Source organism: Kitasatospora sp. CB02891, assembly GCF_002803145.1.
GTDB classification, from domain to species: Bacteria; Actinomycetota; Actinomycetes; order Streptomycetales; family Streptomycetaceae; genus Kitasatospora; species Kitasatospora griseola.
Genome location: NZ_NNBO01000012.1, coordinates 179758 through 193143 on the forward strand (window position 1 = coordinate 179758; position 13386 = coordinate 193143).

Sequence of the window (13386 nt, forward strand, 5' to 3'; positions counted from 1 at the left end):
GGCCCCCTGGGCTTCCGCCGGACCATCCCCGACGACGGCGCCCCGCCGGAATCCCAGGTTGCCGCCGCCCTTCGACGGCCGGCCCGGCGGGACCCCAAGGAGTGCGCCCGGGTGGTCGCCGGGAGCCGGGAGCGTGCCGAGGGGCTCGGATGCCGCTGACCGTAACCGAACTGACCGGCCGTCATCTGTTCGGCCGGCGGGGTCGCCGGGGGCTGCCCGGATCCATCGGGATTGCGGGATTTGCGTAGATACCGGCAGGTCAAGCAGGCTCTACGCATGAGCACACCCGTGTACCGGGGCCCCGCCCTGCTGCTGGCCGACGGACTGGAGATCCCCGTCCAGGTGGAACTGACCGGAAACGTCCCCGAACTCGGCCTGCCCGGTTGGACCGGGGTCCTGGAGAGCGGGGACACCCGGTTCAGCGCGGGCAGCGTGCGCTCCGGGCGGCTGCGGCTGCCCGGCGGGTGGGAAGGCGGCTTCGCGGTGATGCGCCGCCTGCTCGGCGTCTCCACCGTGTGGGTGCGCGGCAACGACGTCGAGGCCTCCCCGGCGGACTGGCCCACCGGCTGACGGCGGGTCACCGGCGCCGGGCAGCGGCACGGGTCAACGGGGGCGTGCAAGGGGCGCGAAACCGGCGCGGGGCGCCGTGGCGCGCGCGGTGGGTGCGCGGCCGGTGCTGCATCCGGGAGTGGTCCGACGGCGAACGGCTGTCGCTCACCGGGGTCGACACGCTACGGTCTGTGTTCTGGAGGTGGACGATGACCGAGCAGCAGACCTGCCCGGGCTGCGCCGGGGCGCGCGGCACGGAGAAGACCGAACACTCCGTGGAGACCGACGGCCAGGGGTGGCAGCAACCCGTGCGGCGCACCTTCTGGTCGCCGTGCACGGTGTGCGCGGGCTCGGGGGTGGTGCACCGATGAGGCTGGTCTTCGTCTGCCAGGGCTGCGGCTGCCACTACCTGGTGCCGCCCGCCCTGCACTACCCCGACGGCGGTCGGGCCAGCGCCGTCTGGTGCTCGGTGTGCCAGGCAGCGGCCGCCCGCAGCGGCACCGCCGAGCCCACCGAACTCGCCGCCGTCGCCGTCCTGCTGGCCGTCCGCGCCCTCAAGGCCGCCCTCGCCGGCCGTGAGCAGTCGCGCCGCGACCAGCCGCGCCGGGACCGCCGGCCGACCCGCCCCGCCCCCACCTCCCGCGGCCGCACCCGCCCCACCGGAGCCCGTACCCGCCTGGTCTGACCGGCGAGGCCCGGGCCCCGGTGCGATCCTGCGGCCGGCTCAGGCCCAGCGCCCGGCCGCGGCCGCCTCGCCGACGAACTGTTCGAAGGAGCGGGGCGGTCGGCCGAGAGCCTGCTGGACGCCGTCGGAGACGGTGGCGCCGCGGCCCTCGCGGACGTCCACCAGCAGACCGGTGAGCAGCCGGGCGGCCGCCGCCGGGACGCCCTCCTCGGTCAGCCGGTCCGCGAACGCGGCGGCGGGGACGTCGAGGTGACGGAGCGTCCGGCCGGTCGCGGCGGCGATCACGTCGAGCGCCTCGCCGAAGGAGAGCGCGGCCGGGCCGGTCAGCCGGTAGGTGCGCCCGCAGTGGCGATCCTCCGTCAGGGCGGCGGCGGCGACCGCGGCGATGTCCTCGGCGTCGACGAACGGGGTGCGCCCGTCGCCGGTCGGGGCGGCGAGCGTGCCGGAGCGGACGCCCGGCAGCCAGAACGACTCGCTGAAGTTCTGCGCGAACCAGTCGGGCTGCAGGATCGTCCAGTCGACGCCGGACCCGCGGACGGCCTGCTCGGCCGACTTCAGCGGGTGGCCGTCGTCGGCCCCGCCCACCCCGTACGCGGACAGCAGCACCAGCCGGGTCACGCCCGCCGCGACCGCCTCGGACACCAGGCGGGGAACGCGGTGCCGCCGGTCCGCGCCCGGGCGCAGAGCGGGCTCCAGCAGGTACATCGCACCGGCCCCGGCCAGCGCGGGCCCCCAGGTCGTCGGATCGTCGAGATCGAACCGGACGTCGCCGCCGGTGCGGGACGCGGTACGGACGGGCAGACCGTCGGCGGACAGCCGGCGGGCGATGCGGCGGCCGGTCGTGCCGGTGCCGCCGAGAACCAGGATGCTCTTCATGCCCCTCAGCCAACCGCGCCGAGTTCGGACGATCCATGGGAGATCGTCGCGCAGACCTTCGTGATCGTCTAACGTGGCGTCACATGGACGTTCTGAGTGATCTGCTGCACCGGGCCCGCGCCACCAACGCGCAGATCCGGCAACTGATCCAGCGACCCCCGTGGGCGACGACCTTCGCCGACGCCCCGCCGCTCACCGTCGTCGCCACCCTCGGCGGCCGGGCGAGCGTCCGGCTCGACGACGACCCGGGGGCCGCGCCCGTCCGGCTGGCCGCCGGAGACATCGCACTGGTCAGCGGCACCGCCCAGTACACCATCGCCGACTCGCCGGACACCCCGCCGCAGATGGTCGTCCGCGACGGGCGCAAACACCTGATCGACGCCGACGCCCCCGCCCAGCAGCCGCTCGCGCCCCGCACCTACGGCGACGGGCTGCCCGGCGCCACCACCCTGCTGCGCGGCGCGTACGAGATCCGCGGCGAGGTCGGCGAACGTCTGCTGCGCACCCTCACCCCGCTGGCCGTGGTCCCCGCCGGGCCGCGCACCCGCGCCGTCCTGGAACTGCTCGCCGCCGAGACCGCCCACGAGGCGCCCGGCCAGGACGCCGTCCTCGAACGGCTGCTGGACCTGGTCCTGGTCCTCGCGCTGCGCGAGTGGTGCGCCCGTCCGGACGCCCGACTGCCGTCCTGGCACCGGGCGTTGGCGGCCCCCGCGATCGGCGAGGCGCTGCGGCTGCTGCACGAGAACCCCGGGCACCGCTGGACGGTGGCCGAACTCGCCGCGAAGGTCGGGCAGTCCCGCGCGACGTTCGCCGCGCACTTCACCGCCGCCGTCGGCGAACCCCCGCTCGGCTACCTCACCGGCTGGCGGATGACCCTGGCCGCCGACCGGCTGCGCGACACCGACCGCACCGTCGCCGCCGTCGCACGGGAGGTCGGGTACGAGGACGCGTTCGCCTTCAGCACCGCTTTCAAACGCGCCCGCGGCGCCAGCCCCGCGCACTGGCGCCGCGCCCACCGCTCCGCCTGACGGCTGCTCCGCCTGACGGCCGCTCCGGCCGGCGGCCTGCTCAGCCGCCCGGCCGGCGGACGGCGCGCGGGCCCAGGGGAGTGGCGCCGAGCGCGGTGACGCGCTCGCGCAGGCCGCGGTCGGCGGTGACCACCACGCACCGATGGGAGGGCTCCCCGGCGACCAGCTCGACGATCCGGTCGTCACCGCTGCCGGGAGCGGACTCCACCCGGACACCGGGCACCGACTCCACCCCGCGCGCGGCGCCCTCCACCACCAGAACGACCGTCAGCGGGCCCGGCAGCTCCGGAAGTCCGTCGCGGGCCACCGCTGCCAGCGAGTCGCGCAGGCGCTCCGCCGCGCCGCGCCGGTCGCGCCACCAGCCGTCCGGGACCGAGCCGACCACGTTCGCGCCGTCCACCACCAGCAGGGGCGGTCGGGGATCGGCCGGGCCGTCGAAGTTCTCCATGGACGTCAAGACTGCCACGGTGCGCCGGCGCTGTGCTCGGCGATGCGCAGGTCGTGGGGGAGGCGAAAAGGCAGCGTAAAGGAGGTTTCTGAGGTTTGGTACGGACCAGTCACTACTGGGCGGTATTGTCTGTGCGGCAATCCCGCACGAGCATTCGCTTTTCCCGATCGGACCTCCTCTCATGAATCACGGCACCATGGCCCATCTCGACGGTTTTCAGTACGGGTGGGTGAACCCGGTCGTCGCGTATGCCATCGCGTGCGTGGGCGCGGCCATCGGACTGCGGTGCACGGCCCGGGCCGTGACGCTGCCCTCGCGGAAGCGGGCCGGCTGGCTGGCGCTGGCGGCCGGCGCGTTCGGCTGCGGAATCTGGTCGATGCACTTCATCGCGATGCTCGGCTTCATGGTGGACGCCTCCACCCTGGTCTACGACATTCCGCTGACGCTGCTGAGCCTGCTGGTCGCGGTCGTCGTGGTCGGCCTCGGCATCGGCTACGTCGGCTACCGCGGCAGCGGCACCGGCACCTTGCTGACCAGCGGCGTGCTGACCGGCTGCGGTGTCGCCGTGATGCACTACCTCGGCATGGCCGCCATGCAGGTCGAGGGCGCGGTCTCCTACGACACCCTGCTGGTGGTCGCCTCGGTCGCCATCGCGATCGCCGCCGCCACCGCCGCGCTGTGGATGACGCTGCACATCAAGGGCCTGGCGGCGGCGCTCGGTGCGGCGCTGATCGCCGGCGTCGCCGTGGTCGCGATGCACTACACCGCGATGGCCGCCGTCACCGTCACCCTGGACGGCCGCGCGGCCGGCACCGGCGTCCCTGCCTCGCAGTTCGCCCTGCCGGTGGCCGTCGGCATCGTGGTGGTGCTCGCCGTCGCCGGCCTGGCCGTCGCCTTCTCCCCGCAGGACGACGAGCCCGGCGCCGGCCCGGCCGTCGAACCGATCCGGGTCGACCTGTTCGGCCAGGAACGCCGCTGACCGCAGCGCCCCCGCCGTACCCCGCCGCACCTGACGCCGCCCGACTCCCCGGGCGGCGTTCGGCGTTCCGGCCGTTCGGCGTTCCGGCCGTTCGGCGTTCCGGTCGTTCGGGGCGGCGGCCGGGAGGTCGGCCGAGCTCAGGGCGATGTGGTCGACGGCGCGGCCAGCCGGGCGTCCTCGGGCGTGCCGGCCGTCGCGGCGGCCAGCCGGGCCGTGCCGAAGTGCCGCTGCGCGTACGCCGCGGCGGTGGTCGCCGCGCCCAGGGCGAGCCAGCCCAGCGGGCCGGTGGAGAGCACCGCGCCCGTCAGCAGCAGCGGGCCCGCCGCCTTCTCGGTGGACTGGGCCATTCCGGCCACGCCGAGGTACTCGGGGCGGGCCCGCTCCGGGGCCAACGCCACCGACAACTCCCAGGACACCACCGAGCGCAGCAGCTCCGCGAAGGTCACCAGCACCGCCGCCGCCAGCAGCAGCACCGAGGCGAGGACCGGCCCCGGGCCGTGCGCGGCGGCCGCCGCCGCACAGCAGCCGAGCACCGCGAAGCCGTACATCGGCACCGCCCGCACCGCCTGACGGGGCGTCCGGACCCGGGCGGACACCCGCAGCTGCGCGACCACCACCAGCACCGTGTTGATCGCCAGGAACGCCGGGACCAGCGCGTGCGGCGCACGGGTGGCGTGGATCAGCCACAGCGGCAGGCCGACGTTCAGGATCGCGTCGTCGATGGTCAGCGCGCAGTCCAGCGCGACGAACCGCAGGTAGCCGCCGTCCCGCCAGGGGCTCGGCCGGGGCGCGGCGTCGGCGTCCGGCGCCGGCTGCCCGGACCCGGCGACCACCCGGCCCTCGTGCCGCGGCTCCCGGACGCCGGCGACCAGGGCGGCCGACAGCAGGAAGGAGAGCACGTCGGCGAGCAGCAGCGCCCGGTACGCGGCCGGGGTGCCGACCGCGAGTCCGATCGCGGCCAGGCCCGCGCCCGCCGCGTACCCCGCGTTCATCGCCGTCCGGGACAGCGCCCGGTACACCGAACGCCGGTCGCCCGCCACGTCGGTGGCGAACAGCATCTCCATTGCCCGCGCCGCCCGGTCGCCCAGCGCGGTCACGGCCACCAGGCCCAGCAGCGCGCCGAACGAGGAACAGAGCAGCACCGACGCCAGCGCCGCGGCCCGCAGCAGGTGACACCCGATCAGCACCCGCCGGCCCCCCAGCGACGCGGCCAGCCGCCCGGCGGGCGGCGAACCGGCGATGCCCGCCACCGAGGCGACGCCGAGCAGCAGCCCGACCTGCCCGGCCGTCAGCCGCTCCACCTCAGTGAAGTACAGCACGCACGCCGCCGCCCACACCCCCGACCCCGTCCGGTCGGTGAACACCACGGCCAGCATGGTCCGCCCGGCCGCCCCGCCCGGCGGATTCCGCAGCTGCGCCCACAACCCGGCCCCGCCACCGCGTTCCCTGCTCGCCGTCCCCACCGTCGCCACCCCGTTCCCACCGCTGTTCGATCCGTACCGGGAGCACTCTGCCCGAGAAATCTCTTGATATCAAGATGCTTGATGTCGAGATGAAAACCAGTGGTCAACCGGCCCCGGCGGGCGGCAGAATGCCCCGATGCGCACCCCGCACTCCTCCGGCTCCGAGCTGTGCGGCGCGTTCAGCGCCGAGTGGACGCGACGGTGCCCCGGGCCGCAGTGGCCCGGGGCACCCGTGGTCGGCGGTGCTGCTCCGGCAGTGCTACTCCGGCAGCAGGTTGTACTCGCTCAGCAGTTCGCCGATCTCCGACGTCTCCAGGCGGGCGTTCAGCCGCTTGCGGAGGACGTGCGGGCCGGGGAGGGAGACCGGCTTGCCGTCGCGCAGGCGGCTGGCCGCGTTGAGGAGGGCGCGGACGTCGTAGGTCGAGCCGAAGACCTCGGGGACGCCGCGTTCGACGCCCAGCAGCTGGTAGGCCGCCTCCATGCCGGTGCGCACCGAGTACTCGGTGGTGAAGATGCAGTCGCGGGTGGTCTCCGCGAACTGGCCGATGAAGGCGAAGTTCACCGCGCCCGGCGGCACCACGTCCGGACGGTCACCCGCCTTGCGGGGCATGAAGAACGAGGTGACGTACGGCATCATCACCGGCACGCACTTGGCCGCCTCCGCCGCCAGCCGGTCGATCTGTTCGATCGGCACGCCCAGGTGGTACAGCCACTCGCGGGTGATCTCCTCGCCCGTGCACTCCTGCATCGGCTTCTTCACGTAGTCGCCGGGCACGTCCACGAACAGCGAGTACAGCCAGACCACGATCTGGTCCTTCGGCTGCTGCTTGAAGTGCGGCTGCCGGTTCACCGTCCAGCTCAGCAGCCAGGACGAGTCGCGGACGGTGACGATGCCGCCCGTCACCACTCCGCCCGAGAACGGGTCGCGCTTGCACACCTTCTGGATGTACTCGGGGATGCGGCGGTCCAGCGTGGTCACCGTCGCCGACTCCCACTTGGTCTGCGGGACGTGCGAGCCGAACACGTCCGGGCGGCCGAAGTCCGGGTGCTTGGCCGCGATCCGCCGCCACAGGTCCCAGGCCGGCGCCGGGCCCTCGTCCAGCTTCGCCGGGGTGTGCTGGTCGCCGTTGTCGGAGTTCTCGGTCAGCGAGCCGATGGTGGTGAACAGCAGGTCGTCCGCGGTCAGTTCGACGCCGCCCGGCTCCCCGCCGGAGATCCAGTGCAGCGCCGTCGCCTGCTTGCGGCCGTCCGCGAAGGAGAAGTCGACGTCGGTGACCTCGGTGTCGTACCGGAACACCACGCCGTGGTCCATCAGCCACTTCACCAGCGGCAGCACCAGCGACTCGTACTGGTTGTACTTGGTGAACTTCAGCGCCGAGAAGTCCGGCAGCCCGCCGATGTGGTGCACGAAACGGTGCAGGTAGAGCTTCATCTCCAGGGCCGAGTGCCACTGCTCGAAGGCGAACATGGTGCGCCAGTACAGCCAGAAGTTCGACGCCAGGAAGTCCTCGCCGAAGACCTCGTCGATCCGCTTGCCCTCCATCTCCTCGCGCGTCGCCATGAAGACCTTCATCAGGTCCCGCTGCGCCCGGTCGGTCAGCGCGAACAGGCCGTTGGTGCCCGCGTCCCGGCCCTGCTGGTGGGTGACGCGCTGGAGGGAGAAGTTCGGGTCGTCCTTGTTCAGCCAGTAGAACTCGTCGAGGACGCTCGCCCCCTCGATCTCCATCGACGGGACCGAACGGAACAGGTCCCACAGGCACTCGAAGTGGTTCTCCATCTCGCGGCCGCCGCGCACCACGAACCCGCGCTCCGGCTCCTTGATGCCGTCCAGCGCGCCGCCCGGGATCCGCTGCTGCTCCAGGATCGTGATCCGCTCGCCGGCCATCTGCCCGTCCCGGACCAGGAACGCCGCGCCCGCCAGCGACGCCAGCCCGGAGCCCACGAACCACGCCCGCTTGTCGTCCACGCCGGCGGGCTTGCGGGGCCGTGCGAACGCCTCGTAGTTGCCGCTGCTGTAGTACATCGCGCGCTCCCTCATCCGTCGTTCCACAGAGCCGACCAAGATCGCCGGCCCCGAGTCCCACCCAACCCGTCCTTATGTCGGCGCGCACGGCGGGATGCCCGCATTGCGCCGTTCAGGCGAAATGGGCGGACCGATGCTCCGGCCGGTTCCGCGCGGGGCATTGACACCCGCCGCGCCACTGCGCAGGGTCGGCAGCAGGCCCACGCCGACAGGAGGAGGACACCTCCATGACTGGTCCGACCGCCCTCACCACCAGCTGCGGCGCGCTCTACTTCACCGACCGCCACGGCCACCCCTTCCAACTGCGCTCCGCCCGCCACCCGGACCGCTGGCAACTGCCCGGCGGCGACAGCGCCCCCGGCGAGACCCCCTGGCAGACCGCCCTGCGCGGAGCCCGGGAACACCTCCGACTCGACATGAGCGACGAAGAGTCGACCGTCGGGCGCCGCCTGCTCGCCGTCCTGCACCACGCCCCCGCCGCCGACCGCCCGCTGGCCAGGACCGGCTTCGTCTTCGACGGCGGCACCCTCGACGACGACCGACTCCACCGCATCCGCCTCACCGCCGAGCACACCGACTGGGCCGTCGACACCCTGTGGCGCTGGCGCAGCCGGATGCGCCCCCAGGACCACCGCCGGCTGATGCTCGTCGACCGCGCCCGCCGCGCCCGCACCACCCTGTACGCCGAACACCCCGACACCGGCGCCGACGCCTTCGAGGGCGTCCTCGTCCTGATCACCACCCCCGCCCACGACCGCGTCCTGCTCAACCTGCGCGACGACCACCCCGGCATCGCCTGGCCCGGCCACTGGGCCCCGATCGGCGGCTGGCGCGAAGGCCACGAGAGCGCGCACGACTGCGCCACCCGCGAAATCCGCGAAGAAGCCGGCATCACCGTCACCGCGCTGCGCCCGCTGCCCGCACCGCGGCACCCGCTGATCGCCGACACCACCACCGTGCTGCACGCCGTCTACGACGGGCCCGAACGCGCCCTCGTCCTCGGCGAGGGCCAGGCGATCCGGCTGGTGCCCCGGGAGGAGATCCCCGCCCTGCGCACCCCGCCGTACGTGGCGCACTACCTGGCCCACCTCTGACCGTGCGCCGCCGGCCCCGCCGCGGACCCGGACGTTCCTGACGTTCCGTCACGGCTGCGGGGCCGTACTGCCGTGGTGAATCAGGGAGTTGACGGAAAGTCAATGGTCGGTGTCCGGAGGTTCGGTGTGATCGGTGTGCCGAGTGGATAGGCTTTCCGACAGCACGGCCGCAGCGGCCGCTCCACCGAGGGGGAATCCACACCACAATGTCGTACCTGCGCACCTTCCTGCCCTGGATCGTCTTCGCCGTGATCCCGTCCTCCCAGTGGCAGTGGGCCGCCCTGGCCGGTCTGGTCGTCGCCGCGGCCGTCATCCTCCAGCAGCGCAGGGCCGGCGCCGCCTACGACGCGCTGATCATCGAGCTCGGCTCGGCGCTGTTCTTCGCCGTGCTCGCCGCGATCGCCTTCGCCGACCCGCACTCCGGCGTCCGCGACTACTCCGCGACGCTCTCCTCCGCCTGCCTCGCCCTCATCGCCGGCACCTCGCTGCTGATCGGCAAGCCCTTCACCCTCGGCATCGCCAAGCGCAGCACCCCGCCCGAGATCTGGCCGCTCAAGCCGTTCATCCGGGTCAACGTCATCATCACCTCGGTGTGGACCGGCGCGTTCGCGGTCACCGCCGTCGTGCTGGCCGTCCTCGCCCACGGCGGCCACGGCCACTCGCTCGCCTCGCTGCTGGTGCAGATCGCCGGCTTCGTCGTCCCGATGGTCTTCACCGTCCGCTACGTCGCCCTGGTCCAGTCCCGTCGACCCGACGGCCCGTCGGGTCAGCCGCAGTCCGGCCGGTAGGCGACGGTCGGCACCAGCCGACCCCACTCCTCGGGGGGCAGCGGGGCGCGCAGCACGGCACAGGCCCGCGCCACCGCCGCCTCGGGGACGAGGCTCCACAGCGGGGCGGCGCCGTCGTCGCCGCCGACCAGCGCCCGGCCGTCGGGCAGGAACGCGAGGCCGTTCAGTGCCTGCGCCGGGCCGGTGAGGGTGACGACCGGGGCGTTCGGACGGGCGGGATCCCACAGCCGCAGCCGGCCCTCGCGGCCCACCGTGGCGAGGGTCCGGCCGTCCCCGGTGAACGCCGGCGCCAGCACCGTGTCGTCGTCCGACAGGTACGGGTCCGGCGCCCGCCGTTCGCCGGTGCGGGTGTCCCACACGTGCACCAGCCGGTCGCTGCCGGCGGTGGCCAGGTAGCGGCCGTCCGGGCTGACGGCCAGCCGGTACACCAGGTCCAGGTGCTCGAAGTCGCTCTGCCGGACCGGCCCGCCCGGATCGGCGACGGTGAGCAGCCGGTCGTCCGCCAAGGACGCCAGCACCCGCTCCACCCGGCGTCGGCCGCCGCCAGCTGCGCCGACTCGGCGCGGCGCCACGCGACCTGACCGTCCGGGCCGAGATGGACCAGCCGCAGCAGCACCCGGCGGGCCGTCGCCCGGGCCGGCCCGTCCAGCCGCGACCAGGCCCGCCCGGCGGTCAGCGCCACCGCGCCGTGCAGCCCGCTGATCGCCCGATAGCCCGCCAACGACAGTGCCCGGCCGGTGCGCTGCTGCCACATCGCGTGCGCCAGCAGCGGCAGCGCCCCTGGATCGTAGGCGGGCCCGACGGCTGGACCAAGGCGATCAAGACGTCCGAACTGCGGCAGGGCGACCTGGTCATCAAGGCCGACAGCAGCGACCCCGACCACCGGCACGTCGTCATCTTCGACAGCTGGGACAACGGCAAGCACACCTCGTACCACGCCTACGAGCAGGCCGGCGGCGTCGGCACCCGGCACACCTCGCACACCTACGGCCTCAAGGGCGGCGACAACTACCACGCCTACCGCCCGGTCAACCTGACGGACTGACAATCCGCGCACCGCGCCCGGCCGTCGGGGTCCCCGGCGGCCGGGCCTTTTCTGTCCGGAATTCAAAAAATCTCGCAAAGGGGCGGTAGCGAATTCCACCCGAAGTGCCAAGAACAGGGATGCCAAGTTGAAAACTGTTGACGCCCCGAGGAGTCGGGGCTCGGGCCCGACATGCCGTGCCACCTGCGCGGACAGCGATCCTGAGGATTTCCTTAACCGGCTCCATTGACTGCCCGTCAGCGGCTCTGCTTTGCTTCTGGCCGCGGACAGTCAGGAAATCGGCGCGGTGAATTCCGGTGCCGGTACCCGGTTCTGACCGTCCCGCTCCCGCCCCAGGTTTATCGGCCGCGCTGCGCCCCACCGAGGTGCGGGCGGCCGGAGGAGAGAGGCCCCCCACCCATGGGATTTTCCCCCACTGCCATGCGGTCGAGGCTGACGGCGCTGACCGGCGCCGCCTCGCTCGTGATCGCCGCCGCCGGAATAGCCGCTGCCGCGGCCCCGGCGAACGCCTCCACCCCGCAGCCGGCCGCCGCGTCCGCGTCGGTCTCCGGCCAGGCCCACCACGGGTCCGCCGGAACCGGCGGCATCTCGAACGAGTTCAACCCGTTCAGCCCGGCGCTCACCGACAGCACCATCCCGGGCATGAAGCAGTACGCGAAGCAGAAGCAGCAGCTCATCGCGAACCAGCCGCAGGCCGCGGCCACCGGCCAGCAGACCCTGTCGTACGGCGGCGGCGTCGACGGCATCGGCGTGCAGAGCGGCCACTCCAAGGTGTACCTGGTGTTCTACGGCACCCAGTGGGGCACCCAGGGCACCGACGCCAACGGCAACCTGACGTTCTCCAACGACACGGCGGGCGCCGCGCAGGCCGCGCAGAACATGTTCAAGGGCATCGGCACCAACGGCGAGACCTGGTCGGCCGACCTCACCCAGTGGTGCGACGGCCCGAACGTGGCCTCCGGCGCGGTCAGCTGCCCGGCGAACGCCGCGTTCGTCCCGTACCAGACCGGTGGCGTGCTCTCCGGTGTCTGGTACGACAACACGGGCGCCTCCCCGGCCTCCTCCACCGGCCACCAGCTCGGCGTCGAAGCCGTCAACGCGGCCGCCCACTTCGGCAACACCACGGCCGCGGCCAACCGCGACGCCTACTACGTGGTGCTCTCCCCGAAGGGCACCAACCCGGACAACTACCAGAGCCCGACCCAGGGTTACTGCGCCTGGCACGACTGGAACGGCGACACCACGCTGACCGGCGGCGCCGTCAGCTCCTCGTACGGCGACATCGCGTTCTCCAACCAGCCGTACAACATCGACATGGGCTCCTCCTGCGGCGTCGGCTTCGTCAACTCGCCCGGAACCCTGGACGGTTGGACGATGACCCTCGGCCACGAGTGGCACGAGATGATGTCCGACCAGAACCCGGCCGGCGGCTGGACCAACCACGTCTCCGGCTCCTCGTACAACGGCCAGGAGAACTCCGACGAGTGCGCCTGGCTGCAGCCCGGCACCGCCGGTGGCGCCGCCAACGTCAGCTTCGGCTCCTTCGGCACCTTCGCCGAGCAGGCCAGCTGGTCGAACGACACCAACTCCTGCGCCATCACGCACGCCATCCTCACCCACGGCGGCGGCACCACCAACACCGTCACGGTGACCAACCCCGGCAGCCAGAGCGGCACCGTCGGCACCGCCGCCAGCCTGCAGATCCACGCCACCGACTCGGCGTCCGGCCAGACCCTGACCTACGCGGCCACCGGCCTGCCGGCCGGCCTGTCCATCAACTCCTCGACCGGCCTGATCTCCGGCACCCCGACTGCCGCGGGCACCTCCTCGGTGACCGTCACCGCCACCGACACCACCGGCGCGGCCGGCTCCACCAGCTTCGGCTGGACCGAGGCCGGCAGCGGCGGCGGCACCTGCACCGCCGGCCAGCTGCTCGGCAACGCCGGCTTCGAGACCGGCACCGCCGCCCCGTGGACCACCAGCACCGGCGTGGTCGACAACTCCGCCTCCGAGGCCGCCCACAGCGGTTCCTGGAAGGCCTGGATGGACGGCTACGGCTCGGCCCACACCGACACCGTCTCGCAGACCGTGACCATCCCGGCCGGCTGCAAGGCCACCTTCAGCTTCTGGCTGCACATCGACACCGCCGAGACCGGCACCACGGCCTACGACAAGCTGACCGTCCAGGCCAACTCCACCACCCTGGCGACCTACTCCAACGTGAACGCCGCCACCGGGTACGTCCAGAAGTCCTTCGACCTCTCGTCCTACGCCGGCCAGAGCGTCACCCTGAAGTTCACCGGCGCCGAGGACGCCTCGCTGCAGACCAGCTTCGTGATCGACGACACCGCGCTCAACGTCTCCTGACGCGGCACCACCCCCTCGGGGGCGCCGGGGCGGGCCCACTG

14 protein-coding genes and 1 pseudogene are annotated in these 13386 nt (G+C 73.3%); 9 read left to right on the forward strand and 6 right to left on the reverse strand.

What is annotated here, in order from left to right; translation table 11 throughout:
• Positions 1-276 precede the first annotated feature (276 nt).
• The 3 genes from CG736_RS25360 (at position 277) to CG736_RS25370 (ending at position 1234) form a co-directional block, all read left to right on the forward strand.
• The gene (locus CG736_RS25360; protein WP_157815728.1) at positions 277-570 is read left to right on the forward strand and encodes a hypothetical protein; all 294 of its coding nucleotides are present in this window, start codon (positions 277-279) and stop codon (positions 568-570) included.
• Between the two features lie 188 nt (positions 571-758).
• Positions 759-920, forward strand: coding sequence for a hypothetical protein (locus tag CG736_RS36520; protein WP_157815729.1), 162 nt, complete (start codon positions 759-761; stop codon positions 918-920).
• Complete coding sequence (locus CG736_RS25370) at positions 917-1234, forward strand: hypothetical protein (RefSeq protein WP_100588485.1); 318 nt, start codon at positions 917-919, stop codon at positions 1232-1234. Before CG736_RS36520 ends, CG736_RS25370 begins: the two co-directional genes overlap by 4 nt.
• Before the next feature lie 39 nt (positions 1235-1273).
• On the opposite strand, the gene CG736_RS25375 is transcribed toward CG736_RS25370, so the two are convergent.
• Positions 1274-2110 (reverse strand): NAD(P)H-binding protein, encoded by an 837-nt coding sequence (locus tag CG736_RS25375; protein WP_100588486.1) that lies wholly within the window; start codon positions 2108-2110, stop codon positions 1274-1276.
• A gap of 83 nt (positions 2111-2193) precedes the next feature.
• Between CG736_RS25375 and CG736_RS25380 the strand changes: the two genes are divergently transcribed.
• Positions 2194-3138 (forward strand): AraC family transcriptional regulator, encoded by a 945-nt coding sequence (locus CG736_RS25380; protein WP_100588487.1) that lies wholly within the window; start codon positions 2194-2196, stop codon positions 3136-3138.
• Between the two features lie 40 nt (positions 3139-3178).
• Here CG736_RS25380 and CG736_RS25385 read toward each other — a convergent pair whose 3' ends face one another.
• The gene (locus tag CG736_RS25385; protein WP_100588488.1) at positions 3179-3586 is read right to left on the reverse strand and encodes an NTP pyrophosphohydrolase; all 408 of its coding nucleotides are present in this window, start codon (positions 3584-3586) and stop codon (positions 3179-3181) included.
• Between the two features lie 262 nt (positions 3587-3848).
• Here CG736_RS25385 and CG736_RS25390 point away from each other — a divergent pair, with 262 nt between their 5' ends.
• Entirely contained in the window at positions 3849-4565 is a 717-nt protein-coding gene (locus CG736_RS25390) for an MHYT domain-containing protein (RefSeq protein ID WP_232734167.1), read from the forward strand.
• A 137-nt stretch (positions 4566-4702) separates the two neighbouring features.
• On the opposite strand, the gene CG736_RS25395 is transcribed toward CG736_RS25390, so the two are convergent.
• On the reverse strand, positions 4703-6037 hold the full coding sequence (locus tag CG736_RS25395) for an MFS transporter (protein ID WP_232734168.1): 1335 nt from the start codon (positions 6035-6037) through the stop codon (positions 4703-4705).
• A gap of 250 nt (positions 6038-6287) precedes the next feature.
• Entirely contained in the window at positions 6288-8066 is a 1779-nt protein-coding gene (locus CG736_RS25400; protein ID WP_232734169.1) for an oleate hydratase, read from the reverse strand.
• A 212-nt stretch (positions 8067-8278) separates the two neighbouring features.
• On the opposite strand from CG736_RS25400, the gene CG736_RS25405 reads away from it, so the two are divergent.
• Both CG736_RS25405 and CG736_RS25410 read left to right on the forward strand, forming a co-directional pair.
• Entirely contained in the window at positions 8279-9145 is an 867-nt protein-coding gene (locus CG736_RS25405) for an NUDIX domain-containing protein (RefSeq protein WP_100588492.1), read from the forward strand.
• Between the two features lie 206 nt (positions 9146-9351).
• Positions 9352-9933, forward strand: coding sequence for a hypothetical protein (locus tag CG736_RS25410; RefSeq protein ID WP_100588493.1), 582 nt, complete (start codon positions 9352-9354; stop codon positions 9931-9933).
• Here CG736_RS25410 and CG736_RS25415 read toward each other — a convergent pair.
• Positions 9912-10505 carry a WD40 repeat domain-containing protein gene (locus CG736_RS25415; protein ID WP_157815730.1) on the reverse strand — a complete coding sequence of 198 codons (594 nt, stop codon included), beginning with the start codon at positions 10503-10505 and terminating at the stop codon, positions 9912-9914. The two genes, CG736_RS25410 and CG736_RS25415, sit on opposite strands and share 22 nt — an antisense overlap.
• A gap of 23 nt (positions 10506-10528) precedes the next feature.
• Positions 10529-10687 (reverse strand): annotated as a pseudogene (locus CG736_RS39010) (hypothetical protein); the annotation flags it as partial.
• Positions 10688-10690: 3 nt separating this feature from the next.
• Here CG736_RS39010 and CG736_RS25420 point away from each other — a divergent pair.
• Both CG736_RS25420 and CG736_RS38005 read left to right on the forward strand, forming a co-directional pair.
• The gene (locus CG736_RS25420) at positions 10691-10978 is read left to right on the forward strand and encodes a hypothetical protein (protein ID WP_198520606.1); all 288 of its coding nucleotides are present in this window, start codon (positions 10691-10693) and stop codon (positions 10976-10978) included.
• 420 nt (positions 10979-11398) lie between these two features.
• On the forward strand, positions 11399-13345 hold the full coding sequence (locus CG736_RS38005) for a putative Ig domain-containing protein (RefSeq protein ID WP_232734170.1): 1947 nt from the start codon (positions 11399-11401) through the stop codon (positions 13343-13345).
• Positions 13346-13386: the final 41 nt, after the last annotated feature.